This is a genomic window from Enterobacter cloacae complex sp. CARB60, assembly GCF_036487345.1.
Classification (GTDB): domain Bacteria; phylum Pseudomonadota; class Gammaproteobacteria; order Enterobacterales; family Enterobacteriaceae; genus Enterobacter; species Enterobacter asburiae_D.
In genome coordinates, this window is sequence record NZ_JAZKLC010000002.1 from 1,495,683 (window position 1) to 1,511,832 (window position 16,150).

15 protein-coding genes are annotated in these 16,150 nt (G+C 55.0%); 9 read left to right on the forward strand and 6 right to left on the reverse strand.

Features of this window, described 5'->3' with window-relative positions; translation table 11 throughout:
- The 5 genes from yeiB to mglC all read left to right on the forward strand — a co-directional run bounded on the left by yeiB (nt 1) and on the right by mglC (nt 6,256).
- The gene (gene yeiB / locus V4835_RS08220; RefSeq protein ID WP_331411884.1) at nt 1–1,158 is read left to right on the forward strand and encodes a DUF418 domain-containing protein YeiB; all 1,158 of its coding nucleotides are present in this window, start codon (nt 1–3) and stop codon (nt 1,156–1,158) included.
- 155 nt (nt 1,159–1,313) lie between these two features.
- Nucleotides 1,314–2,336 carry an HTH-type transcriptional regulator GalS gene (galS, locus tag V4835_RS08225; RefSeq protein ID WP_331411885.1) on the forward strand — a complete coding sequence of 341 codons (1,023 nt, stop codon included), beginning with the start codon at nt 1,314–1,316 and terminating at the stop codon, nt 2,334–2,336.
- Between the two features lie 295 nt (nt 2,337–2,631).
- Entirely contained in the window at nt 2,632–3,630 is a 999-nt protein-coding gene (mglB, locus tag V4835_RS08230) for a galactose/glucose ABC transporter substrate-binding protein MglB (protein ID WP_063143782.1), read from the forward strand.
- A 79-nt stretch (nt 3,631–3,709) separates the two neighbouring features.
- Nucleotides 3,710–5,230: a galactose/methyl galactoside ABC transporter ATP-binding protein MglA gene (gene mglA / locus V4835_RS08235; protein WP_032658961.1), complete on the forward strand. Its 1,521-nt coding sequence runs from the start codon at nt 3,710–3,712 to the stop codon at nt 5,228–5,230.
- Nucleotides 5,231–5,245: 15 nt separating this feature from the next.
- Nucleotides 5,246–6,256: a galactose/methyl galactoside ABC transporter permease MglC gene (gene mglC / locus V4835_RS08240; protein ID WP_029740401.1), complete on the forward strand. Its 1,011-nt coding sequence runs from the start codon at nt 5,246–5,248 to the stop codon at nt 6,254–6,256.
- A 50-nt stretch (nt 6,257–6,306) separates the two neighbouring features.
- On the opposite strand, the gene V4835_RS08245 is transcribed toward mglC, so the two are convergent.
- The 6 genes from V4835_RS08245 to V4835_RS08270 form a co-directional block, all read right to left on the reverse strand.
- A complete protein-coding gene (locus tag V4835_RS08245) occupies nt 6,307–7,695 on the reverse strand; it encodes a glutamine synthetase family protein (RefSeq protein WP_331414099.1) in 1,389 nt (462 codons plus the stop codon).
- 124 nt (nt 7,696–7,819) lie between these two features.
- Nucleotides 7,820–8,536 (reverse strand): outer membrane permeability protein SanA, encoded by a 717-nt coding sequence (gene sanA / locus V4835_RS08250; protein ID WP_008500918.1) that lies wholly within the window; start codon nt 8,534–8,536, stop codon nt 7,820–7,822.
- A 126-nt stretch (nt 8,537–8,662) separates the two neighbouring features.
- Nucleotides 8,663–9,547: a cytidine deaminase gene (gene cdd, locus V4835_RS08255; protein ID WP_331411886.1), complete on the reverse strand. Its 885-nt coding sequence runs from the start codon at nt 9,545–9,547 to the stop codon at nt 8,663–8,665.
- A 129-nt stretch (nt 9,548–9,676) separates the two neighbouring features.
- Entirely contained in the window at nt 9,677–10,372 is a 696-nt protein-coding gene (locus V4835_RS08260) for a CidB/LrgB family autolysis modulator (protein ID WP_063143785.1), read from the reverse strand.
- Nucleotides 10,369–10,764, reverse strand: a complete 396-nt coding sequence (locus V4835_RS08265) for a CidA/LrgA family protein (RefSeq protein WP_023312463.1) — start codon at nt 10,762–10,764, stop codon at nt 10,369–10,371. Before V4835_RS08265 ends, V4835_RS08260 begins: the two co-directional genes overlap by 4 nt.
- A gap of 191 nt (nt 10,765–10,955) precedes the next feature.
- A complete protein-coding gene (locus V4835_RS08270) occupies nt 10,956–11,672 on the reverse strand; it encodes a type 1 glutamine amidotransferase (RefSeq protein ID WP_331411887.1) in 717 nt (238 codons plus the stop codon).
- A 59-nt stretch (nt 11,673–11,731) separates the two neighbouring features.
- On the opposite strand from V4835_RS08270, the gene V4835_RS08275 reads away from it, so the two are divergent.
- The 4 genes from V4835_RS08275 (at nt 11,732) to licT (ending at nt 16,150) form a co-directional block, all read left to right on the forward strand.
- Nucleotides 11,732–12,529: an AraC family transcriptional regulator gene (locus V4835_RS08275; protein ID WP_331411888.1), complete on the forward strand. Its 798-nt coding sequence runs from the start codon at nt 11,732–11,734 to the stop codon at nt 12,527–12,529.
- 41 nt (nt 12,530–12,570) lie between these two features.
- Nucleotides 12,571–13,503, forward strand: a complete 933-nt coding sequence (gene dusC / locus V4835_RS08280; protein ID WP_331411889.1) for a tRNA dihydrouridine(16) synthase DusC — start codon at nt 12,571–12,573, stop codon at nt 13,501–13,503.
- 357 nt (nt 13,504–13,860) lie between these two features.
- Nucleotides 13,861–15,150: a carbohydrate porin gene (locus V4835_RS08285; RefSeq protein ID WP_331414101.1), complete on the forward strand. Its 1,290-nt coding sequence runs from the start codon at nt 13,861–13,863 to the stop codon at nt 15,148–15,150.
- A 166-nt stretch (nt 15,151–15,316) separates the two neighbouring features.
- Nucleotides 15,317–16,150: a BglG family transcription antiterminator LicT gene (gene licT / locus V4835_RS08290; RefSeq protein ID WP_023336336.1), complete on the forward strand. Its 834-nt coding sequence runs from the start codon at nt 15,317–15,319 to the stop codon at nt 16,148–16,150.

A 16,150-nucleotide genomic window follows, 5' to 3' on the forward strand; every position in this document is an offset into this window, starting at 1 on the left:
ATGGAGCGAAACGTCACGCTCGATTTTGTTCGCGGCGTCGCCATTCTCGGTATCCTGCTGCTTAATATCAGCGCCTTCGGTCTGCCGAAGGCGGCTTATCTCAATCCAGCCTGGTATGGCGACATCACGCGCAGTGATGCCTGGACCTGGGCTGTCCTCGATCTCTTCGCGCAGGTTAAATTCCTCACGCTGTTTGCCCTGCTGTTTGGCGCTGGTCTGCAGCTCCTCCTCAAACGCGGTACGCGCTGGATCCAGTCGCGCCTGACGCTGCTGGTGCTTCTCGGCTTTATCCACGGCCTGTTCTTCTGGGACGGCGATATTCTTCTCGCGTATGGGTTAGTCGGGCTCATCTGCTGGCGTCTCATTCGCGATGCGCACAGCGTAAAAAGCCTGTTTAACACCGGCGCGATGCTCTACGTCATGGGGCTTGCTGTACTGCTGCTGCTGGGGATGATCTCCGGCGAGGCGACAAACCGTGCCTGGATCCCGGATGCCGCCAACCTGCAGTACGAGCAGTTCTGGAAGCTGAAGGGCGGTACGGAAGCGATAAGCAACCGCGCGGATATGCTGGGGGATAATCTCCTTGCGCTGGGGGCGCAATACGGCTGGCAGCTGGCGGGCATGATGCTGATGGGCGCGTCACTGATGCGCACCGGCTGGCTGAAAGGCGAATTCAGCCTGCGTCACTATCGGCGAACGGGTGTCGGGCTGGTGCTGCTCGGCGTGCTGATTAACCTCCCGGCGGTCATTGCGCAGTGGCACCTCCACTGGGATTACCGCTGGTGCGCATTCCTGCTCCAGGTGCCGCGCGAACTGAGCGCACCGTTCCAGACCATCGGCTACGCGGCGCTGATCTATGGCTTCTGGCCAACGCTTTCCCGCCTGTGGATCGTCAGCGCTATCGCCTGCGTGGGCCGCATGGCGTTGAGCAATTACCTTCTGCAAACACTGATATGCACCACGCTTTTCTATCGCTTTGGCCTGTTTATGAAATTCGACCGCCTCACGCTGCTGGCGTTTGTTATCCCGGTCTGGGTGATTAACCTGGCGTTTTCTGTTCTCTGGCTACGCTATTTCCGCCAGGGACCGCTGGAGTGGGTGTGGCGGCAGTTAACCGCACATGCTTCAGGGGTATCATTGAGAAACACATTCAGATAACGATCTGGATCACAATCATTAACAAAACGGATGTAAGCGTTTTCATGAGTGTGAGCTTCTTCACGTAGTCCCCTTCCTCTCGCTGCCAAAATAGCCACCTTGCTAAACACAGGGGGTGTCTGTGAGTTGCTGCAATCCTTTGAAGGATGGTGAATATGATCACCATTCGTGACGTCGCCCGTCAGGCGGGCGTTTCTGTGGCTACCGTGTCACGCGTTCTTAACAATAGCGCGCTGGTCAGCCCTGATACCCGTGAAACCGTAATGAAAGCCGTGACCCAGCTCGGGTACCGGCCAAATGCCAATGCGCAGGCGCTTGCGACGCAGGTCAGCGACACCATCGGCGTGGTGGTGATGGATGTATCGGATGCCTTTTTCGGCGCGCTGGTGAAAGCGGTCGACGTGGTCGCCCAGCAGCATCAGAAATATGTCCTGATCGGCAATAGCTATCATGAGGCGGAAAAAGAGCGCCATGCCATCGAAGTGCTGATTCGCCAGCGCTGTAACGCCTTGATTGTCCACTCAAAAGCCTTGAGTGATGAAGAGCTAACCGGCTTTATGGATCAGATACCCGGCATGGTGCTGATCAACCGCATCGTTCCCGGCTATGCCCATCGCTGCGTCGGGCTGGATAACGTCAGCGGCGCCATGATGGCCACGAAAATGCTCATCAACAACGGACATCAGCGGATCGGTTATCTGGCCTCCAGCCACCATATTGAAGATGACGACATGCGGCGCGAGGGGTGGCAAAACGCCCTGAAAGAGCACGGCATAACGCCGTCAGAAAGCTGGACAGGCACCGGTACGCCGGACATGCAGGGCGGTGAGGCGGCTATGGTCGAGCTGCTGGGCCGCAACCTGCAGCTTTCTGCGGTGTTTGCCTATAACGACAGCATGGCGGCAGGGGCCCTGACGGCGCTGAAAGATAACGGCATTGCAGTGCCACAGCATTTGTCACTCATTGGCTTTGATGATATCCCGATTGCCCGTTACACCGACCCGCAGCTGACAACGGTGCGCTACCCCATTGCTTCTATGGCGAAACTGGCGACTGAGCTGGCGTTACAGGGGGCGGCAGGGCTGCTGGACCCGGGTGCAACGCATTGTTTCATGCCGACTTTAGTGCGTCGGCACTCCGTCGCGGCTCGACAAATTGTGGTTCCGATCACTAACTGATTACATGATGTGATGTAACCGTTTTCAATCTGTGAGTAAATTCACAGTATCTTAACAAGGCGCTGACTATGATGTCAGCGTTTTAGGAGCTGAAACGCTATGTAACGGTGATTATTCACTTTCACTATAGCCAACGTGCCGCAAACAACGAATAAAACGCATTTCTGGAGCGTTACCGAACACGGAAGATAGAAATTTTATAAGTGAACTTCGGCTGTCAGTAACGTTTTATTAACACCTGCCCGCCGATCGTTATTCACAAGAACTACCCTGCATAAAAAAAACCGGAGATACCATGAATAAGAAGGTGTTGACCCTGTCTGCTGTAATGGCAAGCATGCTTTTTGGTGCAGCAGCGCACGCTGCGGATACCCGTATTGGTGTGACCATCTATAAATACGACGACAACTTCATGTCTGTTGTGCGTAAAGCGATTGAGAAAGATGCGAAAGCAGCGCCAGACGTTCAGCTGCTGATGAACGACTCCCAGAACGACCAGTCCAAACAGAACGACCAGATCGACGTTCTGCTGGCGAAAGGCGTGAAGGCCCTGGCCATCAACCTGGTTGACCCGGCTGCAGCAGGCACGGTTATTGAAAAAGCGCGCGGCCAGAACGTGCCAATCGTCTTCTTCAACAAAGAACCTTCCCGTAAAGCGCTGGATAGCTACGACAAAGCGTTCTACGTCGGTACCGACTCCAAAGAGTCCGGTATTATTCAGGGCGATCTGATCGCCAAACACTGGGCGGCGAACCCGAACTGGGACCTGAACAAAGACGGTCAAATTCAGTTCGTGCTGCTGAAAGGCGAACCTGGCCACCCGGATGCTGAAGCCCGTACCACTTACGTTATCAAAGAGCTGAACGACAAGGGTCTGAAAACCCAGCAGCTGGCGTTAGATACCGCGATGTGGGATACCGCTCAGGCGAAAGATAAGATGGACGCGTGGCTGTCCGGCCCTAACGCGAACAAAATCGAAGTGGTTATTGCCAACAACGATGCGATGGCAATGGGTGCGGTAGAAGCGCTGAAAGCGCACAACAAATCCTCCATTCCTGTGTTCGGCGTCGATGCGCTGCCGGAAGCACTGGCGCTGGTTAAATCCGGTGCAATGGCCGGTACCGTGCTGAACGATGCCAACAACCAGGCGAAAGCGACCTTCGATCTGGCGAAAAACCTGGCCGACGGTAAAGGTGCGGCTGATGGCACCAACTGGAAAATTGAAAACAAAATCGTTCGCGTACCTTACGTGGGCGTAGACCAGTCCAACCTGGCTGAGTTTATCGGTAAATAAGTTAGTTGTTATGTCTCCACTGGGCGCAATTCGTTGCGCCCATTTATAACGCGATATGCGAGGCCAACAAGGTATAATTATGGTCAGCACAAATACTCAGTCGTCCGGTGAATACTTGTTGGAAATGAGCGGGATCAACAAGTCCTTTCCCGGTGTTAAGGCACTCGATAATGTTAATTTAAAAGTGCGTCCTCACTCTATTCACGCCTTAATGGGTGAGAACGGTGCGGGTAAATCAACATTATTAAAATGTCTTTTTGGGATCTATCAAAAAGATTCTGGCAGCATTCTTTTTCAGGGGAAAGAGATCGATTTCCATTCAGCGAAAGAAGCGCTGGAAAACGGTATCTCGATGGTTCACCAGGAATTAAACCTGGTGCTGCAGCGTTCAGTCATGGATAACATGTGGTTGGGGCGTTATCCAACCAAGGGTGTCTTTGTCGATCAGGAAAAAATGTATCGCGACACCAAAGCGATTTTCGATGAGCTGGATATTGATATCGATCCGCGCGCCCGCGTGGGAACATTATCCGTCTCCCAGATGCAGATGATCGAAATCGCCAAAGCGTTCTCCTATGATGCGAAAATTGTCATCATGGACGAACCAACATCGTCATTAACGGAAAAAGAGGTTAATCACCTTTTTACCATTATTCGTAAGCTAAAAGATCGCGGCTGCGGCATTGTGTATATCTCCCACAAAATGGAAGAGATCTTCCAGCTGTGCGATGAGATCACCATCCTGCGCGACGGTCAGTGGATTGCCACGCAGCCGCTGGAAGGGCTGGACATGGACAAGATCATCGCCATGATGGTTGGCCGTTCCCTGAACCAGCGCTTCCCGGATAAAGAGAACAAGCCGGGCGAAGTCATCCTGGAAGTGCGCAATCTGACCTCGTTACGCCAGCCGTCCATCCGCGATGTCTCCTTCGACCTGCACAAGGGTGAAATCCTGGGGATTGCCGGTCTGGTCGGTGCAAAACGCACCGATATCGTGGAAACCCTGTTTGGCATCCGTGAGAAAGCTCAGGGCACCATTACGCTGCACGGAAAGAAAATTAACAACCACAACGCCAACGAAGCCATTAATAATGGTTTTGCGCTGGTGACGGAAGAGCGTCGTTCGACCGGTATTTATGCCTATCTGGATATTAACTTTAACTCGTTAATTTCTAACATTCGCAATTACAAAAACAAAGTCGGACTGCTGGATAACTCCCGCATGAAGAGCGATACCCAGTGGGTTATTGACTCCATGCGCGTGAAAACGCCAGGACACCGCACCCAGATTGGTTCGCTGTCAGGCGGTAACCAGCAGAAAGTCATTATCGGACGTTGGTTATTAACCCAGCCAGAAATTCTGATGCTGGATGAACCGACCCGCGGTATTGACGTCGGCGCGAAGTTTGAAATTTATCAGCTGATTGCCGAGCTGGCGAAAAAGAATAAAGGGATCATTATTATTTCTTCCGAAATGCCGGAATTGTTAGGGATCACGGATCGTATTCTGGTTATGAGCAATGGTCTCGTCGCCGGTATTGTTGACACCAAAACGACAACGCAAAACGAAATTTTGCGTCTTGCGTCTTTGCACCTTTAAGATCAGGGGCTCCTCATGAGTGCGTTAAATAAAAAAAGTTTTCTCACTTACCTGAAAGAAGGCGGTATTTACGTTGTTCTTTTAGTACTGCTGGCTATCATTATTTTCCAGGACCCTACGTTCTTAAGCCTGCTGAACCTGAGTAACATTCTGACCCAGTCCTCCGTGCGTATTATCATTGCGCTGGGCGTGGCGGGCCTGATCGTGACCCAGGGGACGGACCTTTCTGCCGGTCGCCAGGTGGGTCTGGCGGCGGTTATCGCGGCAACCCTTCTGCAGTCGATGGAAAACGCCAACAAGGTCTTCCCGGAAATGGCCACCATGCCGATTTTCGTGGTGATCCTGATTGTCTGCGCCATCGGTGCCGTGATTGGTCTGATCAACGGTATTATCATCGCCTACCTGAACGTGACGCCATTTATCACCACGCTGGGTACGATGATCATCGTTTACGGTATCAACTCCCTGTACTACGACTTTGTCGGTGCTTCACCTATCTCGGGCTTTGACAGCGGCTTCTCGACCTTTACGCAAGGGTTTATCGCGCTGGGCAGTTTCCGCCTGTCGTATATCACCTTCTATGCGCTGATCGCGGTGGCCTTCGTCTGGATCCTGTGGAACAAAACGCGCTTTGGTAAAAACATCTTCGCTATCGGCGGTAACCCGGAAGCGGCGAAAGTCTCCGGCGTAAACGTTGCCCTGAACCTGCTCTTCATTTATGCGCTGTCCGGCGTGTTCTACGCCTTCGGCGGGATGCTGGAAGCGGGCCGTATCGGCTCTGCAACCAACAACCTTGGCTTCATGTACGAGCTGGATGCGATCGCAGCCTGCGTGGTGGGCGGCGTTTCCTTCAGCGGCGGTGTGGGTACGGTACTGGGCGTGGTGACCGGTGTGATCATCTTCACCGTCATCAACTACGGGTTGACCTATATCGGCGTGAACCCGTACTGGCAGTACATCATCAAAGGCGCCATCATTATCTTCGCAGTTGCGCTGGATTCACTGAAGTACGCGCGTAAGAAGTAAGCTTCTCGCGTGTTACACGGCCCGCTCACCGAGCGGGCTTTTTTTATGCATTATGCCAGCTGTGACTCCTCTCGGGTCACAATGCGTTCAAACCAGTCGAGTTCAGAGAGCTTGCAGGCGACCCACTGTTCGGAAAAGGCGTCGCCCAGGCTGTCGGTGAGGTATTGACAGCGGGCAAAGGTCTCAATCGCCTCCTGCTGAAACAGCGGCAGTTCGGGCTGCTCATCCTGCGGTTCGGGCAACTCCTCCTCGTCGATGTTTTCCAGCCCGTACAGCATACCGGTAAGGATAGTGGCTGCCACCAGATACGGATTGGCATCAGCCCCGGCCAGCCGGTATTCGATACGACGGTTGTGGTCATCCGAGCAGGGAATACGCAAAGCGGCGGAGCGGGTGTTATAGCCCCAGGAGTTAAATACGGGTTCCGTCAGGTTTTTACGCAGGCGACGAAACGCGTTGACGCCCGGCGCAAGAATGGCGATAGAGGCGGGCATCAGCGCCAGCTGGCCCGCGATGCACAAGCGCATCATGCTGTTAAGCGCGTTCACCGGAGAAGCAAAGACGTTTTCGCCGTGACTGTTATTCAGGCTGAAATGGAAGTGCAAGCCGCTGCCGGACAGCTGGCTGAAAGGCTTAGCCATAAAGTTTGCCTGCAGGCCGTGCTTTTCGGCAACGTATCGGGTCAGGCGACGAAGCGCCAGCACATTATCGCAGACCTCAACGACGCGATGGCCGTGCTTCAGGTTTAATTCGTACTGACTGGACTCGGCCTCCGCCACGATCCCGGACAGCGGGATGCGCTGCAGGTGCGCCAGCTGTTCCAGCTCGTCAAACAGCGCCGCGCGGGCTGTCGTAGTATCCATGTGAAAACAGCCCTGATTTTGCGGATCCCGATCGTCATGCCCCGTCAGATAGAACTCGATTTCCGGGGCAATCACCGGGAAGAGGCCGTGCTGGTGGAAGCGGGCCAGCACGTTCTGCAGTATCACGCGCGGCTCAAGCGGGCAGGGGGTGTCGTCGCTATCTTTCATCGTCAGCAGGATCTGCGCGTTGTGCTGCGGATCTTGCGGACAGGGGCGCAGGGAACCGGCGACCGGAACGCAGAGTCGGTCCGGCTCATCATGAAGCGGGGCGGCGATTTTTCCTTTCTGATCCATCAAGTAGACCGAAAGGGGAAAATAACAGCCTTTTTCCAGGGTCAGCATGCTCTCCACCGACAGACGCTTGCCGCGCATCGTGCCGTTGATATCGTTCAGGTAAACGTCTACATGTTTCGTCTGCGGGTAACGTTCCAGATAATCTGCCACTTCCACTGAAATGTTGTGCTGCAGGGCGTCAATTTTTTCATCAAGCCAGAGACCGGAATTGAGAGCGCCGGGAAGTGATAAACCGGGAAAGTTAAAATACGGACGGAGACTTTTGAGGAAAAACGCATTCATTATTGAGTTCATAGTCATTCTTCAATGAAGCCGTAGCGGCAGTGAACTCAGCTTAAAGGGGGCGGCGTAAAGGGGGGATAAAAAGCCTCAGGACCGGCGTAAAGAAAGCATAAAGGCGGTCCTGTTATTTCTCTTTTTTCTGCATATCAAGCAGCTGTTCGGGCGTGACGGCCGGGTAACCCTGGGCATCTTCCGGTACTTCATGCATCGCCGGAATGGGCACCAGCGGGCCTAAAAAGCGCGGTTCGCGTTTGAAAATATACAGGTCAGCCAGCGCGCCAAAACGGGCGCCAAACTCGCGGACGCGCACGCTCAGCATATCTTTTGGCGACGGCACCGCGTAGCACTGCGCCTGAATGCCCATGTGCAGCGCGATAAACAGCGCGCGTTCGCAGTGGAAGCGCTGGGTGATGATGATGAAGTCGTTGGTGTCGAAGACTTTGCGCGTGCGCACGATGGAGTCCAGGGTGCGGAATCCGGCGTAGTCGAGCACGATATCGGCAGGGTCCACGCCCGCCGCAATCAGGTCCTTCCGCATCGTCACCGGTTCATTGTAGCTTTGCAGGGCGTTATCCCCGCTTAACAGCAGGTAGTTCACCTTGCCGCTGTTGTAGGCGTTCAGCGCGCCCTGAATGCGGTAACGGTAATACTGGTTAATGACGCCGGTGCGGTAATACTTGGCGGTGCCGAGCACCACGCCAACCTGACGATAGGGCAGGTCCTGCAGGTCATCAAAGATGTAGGGGGCGGTTTTCCAGCTCATCCAGCGGTCGAGACCCAGCACGATCAACAGCAGTATGCCGACCAGGACAGACAGGCTGTAAAAAACGCGCTTTAACATGGAGATGGCTCGTTCGTGGATGAAATTTAACTCAGGCTACTTTACCCGCCTGGTTAGCGCAAGAAACAGCGACTCAACTGAGGGGTTTTTCAGCAAACTGGCGGGCATTTCTGCCCGCCAGAAGGATTACGCAAGCAGTACGCGGTCAATTGTCGTACAGCCTAACGCTTTGAGCGTTGCGGCGGTGGCATCCCACTGGAGCAGTGGCGCATCGGCAATCTCAGCCAGAACGGCGCGCTGAATGTCCGGATAGTCATAGCCGTTCAGGCTCAGCAGGTTAAGCGCGCCCTGCAGCGGTGGCAGCGTTGGGTTAAACGCGGCGTTTTCCGCATAGCTGCCGCTAAAGATTCGGCCATCGCGGCACTGCAGCGCCACGCCGCTCGGGGACTTGCTGTACGGCGTATGGCTCTTGTTGGCCGCGGCAATGGCTGCCTGGTTCAGGTCATCGCCGGACAGGGCGAAACCGTGGTCCTGTTCGTCCATCAGCAGCGTTTTGATCTCCAGATCTTTCGGGCCAAACGCGTCTGGAAGGTAATCTGCCAGCGTGTGCGGCGCGCGGCCCGGCAGGTTGATGCGCAGCTGCAGCCCGCTGTTCAGCTCGTTCATGAACTGACGGCAGTGGCCGCAGGGGGTGTAGTTAACGGTAATGGCGCTCAGGGCTTTTTCACCGCGCAGCCAGGCGTGGCTGATGGCGCTCTGCTCGGCGTGAACGGTCTGCTGCATGGTCGCGCCCAGGAACTCCATGTTGCCGCCGAAGTACCAGGTTCCACTGACGCCGCGCGCAATCGCCCCGACGTTAAAGTGGGAGAGATCGGCGCGCGCGCAGGCGGCAGCCAGGGGAAGCAGTGCGAAAGCCAGCGCGTCTTCGTCCAGTCCCGTTGCCTGTTTCAGCATCGTGACCTGCTCCGCGGTCAGCAGGGCGGGGAAGTGTGCATCTGCCAGAACGGGAGCCAGGGCTGACTGCAAATTCTCTGCAAGCTGGGCGAAAGCAGCTTGAAAACGTGGGTGCATGGCGTTTGCCTCATAAAGGTTAATGGATCGGTAGTTTACGGAGCCGTCAGGGCTTTATATGTGATCCACTTCTCATTATGTATGCAACTTATGAAATCAAAATGAAATTTGCGCGACGCATCGCAAATTTTAGCCCATCACCGCCAGAATCAGCGGGAAAATGAACGGGGCCAGCAGGGAGGTAATAATCCCGCAGATCACCAGCGCCAGCGAGCTAAACGCCCCTTCCTGATAATCCAGCTCCGCACAGCGTGCAGTGCCCAGGGCGTGGGAGGCGGTCCCCATCGACAGCCCACGTGCCGCTTTAGTGTGAATACGCATGCCGTTCAGCAGGGTATGACCAAACACCGCACCGAGAATACCGACGAAAATGACGCACATCGCGCTGATGGCCGGGATCCCGCCGAGGCTGCCACCGACCGCCATCGCGATAGGCGTGGTCACCGATTTAGGCAAAATAGAGGCGGCAATCTGCGGGGAGGCCCCCATCAACAGCGCCACCGACGTGCCGGTGATCATCGCCACCAGGCTGCCCACAAAACAGATGGTGATGATGGATTTCCAGCGGGCGCGGATCTGGTGGAGCTGCTCATATAAAGGAAAGGCGAGCGCCACAACGGCGGGTTGCAGCAGGTCGTTTAGAATTTTGCTGCCGGCAAAGTAACGTTCGTAAGGAATGCCGGTGAGCAGCAGGAACGGAATAATGACCACCATCGCCACCAGCAGCGGGTTCAGCAACGGCATTTTGAAACGTGCGGCAAGCTTGCGCGCGGCGAAGAATACCACCAGGGTTAACGGCAGCGACCACCAGATATTGGCCATCATTTTTTTGTTTTCTCCCCGACCACGTTACGTTCGCCATGCACCAGATGCGAACTCCAGCTCACCACCAGGAAAACCACCAGCGTGCTGACCGCGCAGGAGACCACAATCGGGCCGAACTGGGCTTTGAGCAAATCAAAATACTGCATGACCCCGACGCCGATAGGCACGAAAAGCAGCGCCATATAGCGAATGAGGACGAAGCAGCCGGGGTTGACCCATTTTGCGGGCAGGATTTGCAGCGCCAGCAAAACAAAGAGGATCAGCATACCGATAATGCTGCCGGGAATGACGATGGGCAGCAGCGACGCGATGAAAATCCCGGCATACAGGCAGGCGTAAATCAGGACGAATGCGCGCAGATATTGCCAGATAATGTTCAATGATTTGCTCATGGTGTTAGTCCTTGCTGAAACGCATTCATCATACAATTAAACCTAAAAATGTGCCACGGATCACATCATGAAATTTGAGCATACCAGACATTCCAGAATGGAACGTCCGGTATCTCCGCACAGGGCCAGGCTACAGTTTAGAGGAAAGGGCGTGCGGTGGCGAAGTGAGGAGCCAGTGAAATGCCTCTGAGTCAGGCATGGTGTTGGGCGGTGAGTTTATCCAGAAAGGAAAACAGCACCTGATTCATTTCGCAATAATCATGCGAGCGAAGTTTTTCCGCCGTTTCGACAAAACGAAATTCAGCCGCGCGGCGGAGATCGTTCTGCGAATGTTCAATCAGCCGCTCAACGACCTCCGGCGTCAGCTCCATATGGCACTGAAAACCGTAAACCCGTTCGCCATATTGCACGATCTGACGGGGACAGCCCTCGCTGTAAGCGAGCACCTTAGCCTGCGGCGTTAACCCTGGCATGTCGTTATGCCAGTGACCGACGCTCAGCTCGTGGCCAAAATCCTTAAACAGCGGGTTGGCCTTGCCTGCCTCTGTGAGCCTGACGGGGAATTTGCCGATCTCTTTTTCCGGGCTATGGCAAAACGCTGCGCCCAGCGCTTCACCGATAAGCTGCGAGCCCAGACAAACGCCAATCACCGCTTTACCCGCCTCTATCGCGCGGCCGATGAGCCGCATTTCCGCCTGCGCATCAAACCAGGGGCACTCCTTAAGCGTGGTGGCAGGCGACTGCGGGCCTCCCATGATGATAAGCACGTCTGTGCTCTCCAGGTCTTCGGGTAGCGGATCGCCCTGATAAACTCTGGAGTAGCTCAGGCTACAGCCGCGATTTTTCCCCCAGATTTCATAGGCGCCTGGCGCTTCGAAATGTTCATGAATGATAAAATGAATGTGCATTGCGTCTCTCTCCGGTTACGTGTACAAGCAGCATCATAAGAGGAAGGGAGGAATGTGAAATGCCAACCGTTATCGATAAAACGCCAATTCACGACGATGCCATCGGATGGTCCAGAGGGGCAATTAGCTATACGCGCGGCGAAGTGGATCCGCCTCACCGGCATTCGCAGGGGCAACTTTTGTTTGCCATCAAAGGGGTGATGCTGGTCGAAACCGGCAATAAGCGTTGGGTCATACCGCCTCAGCGCGCGCTGTGGATCCCTCCCTTTCAGGAACACACCTACAGCGTGTTATCCGCAACGGAGCTCCGGGCGGTCTGGTTTAGCCCGGCGCTGATATCACAATGTGAACCTTTTAAACGAAAAGAAGAGGTTCACGTGATTATGGTGACAGCGTTGTTCAAAGAGCTGATTGCCGGGCTGTTCAGCGCGGAATACCGGCCAGCCACTCAGCGCAGCATGGCCGTTTTGCTGCTCGACATCCTCAGCGAGACGCAGCAGATTTCGGCCGAATTACCGATGCCCGTTGATGAGCGCTTACATCGCGTTGCCTGTGACATCATTGCCAACAATCTCTGGGATGTTTCTATGGAAAGGCTGGCGGAACAGGCCGCGATGTCTGAACGCACATTTTCACGCGCGTTTATCAAAGATACAGGGTTTAGCTTCCGGGCGTGGCGACAGCGCGCAAGGATTTGTGCCTCGCTGGACCTGCTCGCAAACGGATACCCGGCTAAGCAGGTGGCCTGGACGCTGGGGTTTTCTGGCCCGGCGGCATTTGCGGCGGCGTTTCGCGCCATTGTCGGGGCAACGCCGGCTGACTTTTTCCCTGAACAGAAGCGCTTCCCAGCGGTATAGAGAGCGGCTACTATAGCGCGTCTTTTTTCACAGGTACTGCTATGCGTGTTTTACTGGCCCCAATGGAAGGCGTGCTCGACTCCCTCGTGCGCGAGCTTCTGACCGAGGTGAACGATTACGATCTCTGCGTGACGGAATTTCTGCGCGTGGTTGATATGTTGTTGCCGGTAAAATCCTTCTTCCGCCTGTGTCCCGAGCTGCACAACCAGAGCCGGACCTCTTCCGGCACGCTGGTGCGTATTCAGCTGCTCGGCCAGTACCCCGAATGGCTGGCGGAGAACGCCGCCCGCGCGGTTGAGCTGGGTTCTTTCGGGGTGGATCTCAACTGCGGCTGCCCGTCGAAGCTGGTGAACGGCAGCGGCGGCGGGGCGACGTTGCTGAAAGATCCTGAGCTGATTTACCGCGGCGCGAAAGCAATGCGTGAAGCCGTGCCCTCGCATTTGCCGGTAACGGTTAAGGTGCGCCTGGGGTGGGACAGCGACGCGCGGCAGTTTGAAATCGCCGATGCGGTGCAGCAGGCCGGGGCCACCGAGCTGGTGGTGCATGGCCGCACCAAAGACGATGGCTACAAAGCCGAGCGCATTAACTGGCAGGCTATCGGTGAGATCCGCAAACGCCTCACCATTCCGGTGATCGCCAACGGCGAAATCTGGGATTACGAGAGCGCGCAGGCCTGTCTGAACGCCACCGGCTGCGATGCGGTAATGATCGGTCGCGGCGCGCTGAATGTGCCCAACCTCAGCCGGGTGGTGAAATATAACGAGCCGCGTATGCCCTGGGCAGACGTCGTCACGCTGCTGCAAAAATACAGCCGTCTGGAAAAGCAGGGCGACACCGGTTTGTATCACGTCGCGCGAATTAAACAGTGGCTGAGTTATTTACGCAAAGAGTACGATGAAGCGCTGGGGTTATTTCAGGAGATTCGGACATTACAGACTTCGTCTGATATTGCCCGGGTGATTCAGTCTAAATAATAAGCGTTAAATTGCTCACACTTTTTTAAATCAGAAAACAGTTTAGGTTTTCAACGTGGCGCGACGGTGTTAAGGTGCCACTGTTTTCAACGCAGGATTGTTACTGGTTAACAGGCAAAACCTAAGCGTTTCACAGCATTTTGCTGTGGAGCGCTTAGGTTTTTTTTTGCCTGTCGTTTACGCAGGAGTGACATTTGGCTTAGCGCTTTTTACTGATTTTAAAAAATGAAATATCGACAGGAAATAGAAAAATTTCCTGCGGCCGGTTACGCACTCAATACTCAATCACAGGTTGTTATCATGGCATATAAAAATAAACTCTATGCGCTCGCCTTATTGACGATATCCCCGCTGTCGATGGCGCAGGACTGGAACGGAACGGTATTAGGGTTTGAAGCTCCACCGGAGCCTGTTCTGGGCGAAATGCTCGGAATACGTAAAATCCTTAACGATAACGGATTTACCTATAACCTCGGATACCTGAATGAAATTGGCTGGAACGGCGGTGGCGGATATAACCACGACTCCCACGTGGCCTATATTGACCAGTTTGCGCTGACCTTCAACCAGGACCTGGAGCGCTGGACCGGTATCCCGGATGCGCGTATCGAGGGGAACATCGTCAACCGTAACCACAATGACGACCTCACCACCAAACGCGTGCAGGATCCGCGCGTCAACTTTAACGACCTCACCCAGGAGAGCTGGGGCGGGCAGTCGATTACTCGTCTCGGCTGGCTGACCTTTGCCCGCAGCTTTGACGACCGGCGTCTGACCTGGCGCATCGGGATGATGAACAAGGTGCAAACCTTCGATCAAATTATCCCCTGCGATTTCCAGCTGCTGTCGCAGTGCGGCGGGAAGTCAGCCAACTCGCTGACCTGGAACAACTGGAACGTTCACACCTGGGGCACCACGCTTGCCTATAAATTAACGCCGACGCTGACCCTGAAGGGCGGCGTGATGGAGCAAAATCCGGAGGCCTCCAGCCGCAGCCACGCCTGGAGCTGGTCGACGAAGGGCAGCAAAGGGGTCTTACTGCCGGTTGAAATCGAAGCGCGTCCGCTGATTAACGGCCTGCCGGGCGCGTACAACCTGGGCGTGGTGTTTACCAACGCGCCGCAAACCGATCTCTATCGCGGTAAATCCGGCGGTGCGGGCGCGACGGACCCTAACGGCTTTGATACCCACAGCCGGACCTGGTTCATGTATGCCGGTCTGAACCAGCAGATAACGCAACATCAGGATGACCCGAATCGCGGGTTGAGCACCTCTTTCAGCATGAGCCTTGCGGATCAGAGCACTAACTACATGCACCAGGTTTACGCCGCCTCGCTGCGCTACCGGGGGCTGTTTGATGCGCGACCGGAGGACTGGATTGGCTTTGGCTTAACCTGGATTGATATGAGCAGCCAGTACGCCCGCAATCAGCGTTACCTGAACAGCCTGAGCGGCGTGAGCGATTACAACAATCCGGCATATCACCCGGTGCCGGGCCATTCCCTGAACGGCGAGTTTTACTACCGTTTTCGTCCCGTGCCGTGGCTTGAACTGCAGCCGGGCATTCAGTACTGGCACCATCCCGGCGGGGTCAGTCGCACCCAGGATGCCTGGGTCACCGAGCTGAAAACGGTGGTGAGCTTCTGATATCAGCGTAGCAAGTTCGATCCGCGTCACGTTTCTGATGCGTGACGCATTGAGGCTACGAATGAAACTGATAGAGTGCCAGAACTGGATTGTTACTGCTTAGGCAGGCAAAACCTGATTTTCTGGCATCTGCCGGAGGTCAGGTTTTTTTGTTTCTGGGGTTCAGATGAAAATCGCCAAGATACTCAATAATAACGTGGTGGTTGTTCAGGATGAGCGCGGGCGCGAACAGGTGGTGATGGGCCGTGGGCTGGCCTTTCAGAAGCGCGTCGGTGAAGCGCTGGATACCGCGTTGGTTGAAAAGGTGTTTGCGTTACAAAGCGATGAGCTGGTGCGTCGACTTGGGGAGCTGCTGAGTCAAATTCCGCTGGAGGTGATGACCACCTGCGACCGCATCATCGGGCTGGCGGCGCAGCGGCTGGGCAAGTTGCAGGAGAGTTTGTATATCACCCTAACCGATCACTGCTACTTTGCTATTGAGCGGCAGAAGAAAGGGCTGGCCATCAAAAACGTGCTGCTGTGGGATATTAAACGGCTGTATCCGAAGGAGTTCGAATTAGGGCAGGAGGCGCGGGCCATTATCGCCAGACGCCTTAACGTCGAACTGGAGGAGGATGAGGCCGGGTTTATCGCGCTGCATCTGGTCACCGCGCAGCTGAACAGCGAAATGCCGGAAGTGATGCACGTGACGCGGGTGATGCAGGAGATCCTGCAGCTGGTGAAGTATCAGCTGCAGCTTGAGTACGATGAAGAGTCGCTCAGCTATCAGCGTTTTGTTACCCACCTGAAGTTTTTTGCCCAGCGGATGCTGACCCGCACCGTGGTGGAAGATGACGACGTCTCGCTGCATACGGCAGTAAAAGACAACTACGCGAAAGCGTGGAAATGCGCCGAGAAAATCGCGCAGCACCTGAACAAAAGCTATCAGCGTGAGCTGACAACCGAAGAAATTATGTTCCTCGCCATTCATATCGAGCGGGTGAGAAAAGAGGGGCGTTAA

Bases quoted from the DNA above. Each gene is read 5' to 3' on its own strand.
- V4835_RS08275 (WP_331411888.1), top strand. From the start codon at position 11,732: ATGCCAACCGTTATCGATAAAACGCCAATTCACGACGATGCCATCGGA.
- V4835_RS08285 (WP_331414101.1), top strand. From the start codon at position 13,861: ATGGCGCAGGACTGGAACGGAACGGTATTAGGGTTTGAAGCTCCACCG.
- V4835_RS08270 (WP_331411887.1), bottom strand. From the start codon at position 11,672: ATGCACATTCATTTTATCATTCATGAACATTTCGAAGCGCCAGGCGCC.
- sanA (WP_008500918.1), bottom strand. From the start codon at position 8,536: ATGTTAAAGCGCGTTTTTTACAGCCTGTCTGTCCTGGTCGGCATACTG.
- mglA (WP_032658961.1), top strand. From the start codon at position 3,710: ATGGTCAGCACAAATACTCAGTCGTCCGGTGAATACTTGTTGGAAATG.
- mglC (WP_029740401.1), top strand. From the start codon at position 5,246: ATGAGTGCGTTAAATAAAAAAAGTTTTCTCACTTACCTGAAAGAAGGC.
- V4835_RS08265 (WP_023312463.1), bottom strand. From the start codon at position 10,764: ATGAGCAAATCATTGAACATTATCTGGCAATATCTGCGCGCATTCGTC.
- yeiB (WP_331411884.1), top strand. From the start codon at position 1: ATGGAGCGAAACGTCACGCTCGATTTTGTTCGCGGCGTCGCCATTCTC.
- cdd (WP_331411886.1), bottom strand. From the start codon at position 9,547: ATGCACCCACGTTTTCAAGCTGCTTTCGCCCAGCTTGCAGAGAATTTG.
- dusC (WP_331411889.1), top strand. From the start codon at position 12,571: ATGCGTGTTTTACTGGCCCCAATGGAAGGCGTGCTCGACTCCCTCGTG.
- galS (WP_331411885.1), top strand. From the start codon at position 1,314: ATGATCACCATTCGTGACGTCGCCCGTCAGGCGGGCGTTTCTGTGGCT.
- mglB (WP_063143782.1), top strand. From the start codon at position 2,632: ATGAATAAGAAGGTGTTGACCCTGTCTGCTGTAATGGCAAGCATGCTT.
- V4835_RS08245 (WP_331414099.1), bottom strand. From the start codon at position 7,695: ATGAATGCGTTTTTCCTCAAAAGTCTCCGTCCGTATTTTAACTTTCCC.
- licT (WP_023336336.1), top strand. From the start codon at position 15,317: ATGAAAATCGCCAAGATACTCAATAATAACGTGGTGGTTGTTCAGGAT.
- V4835_RS08260 (WP_063143785.1), bottom strand. From the start codon at position 10,372: ATGATGGCCAATATCTGGTGGTCGCTGCCGTTAACCCTGGTGGTATTC.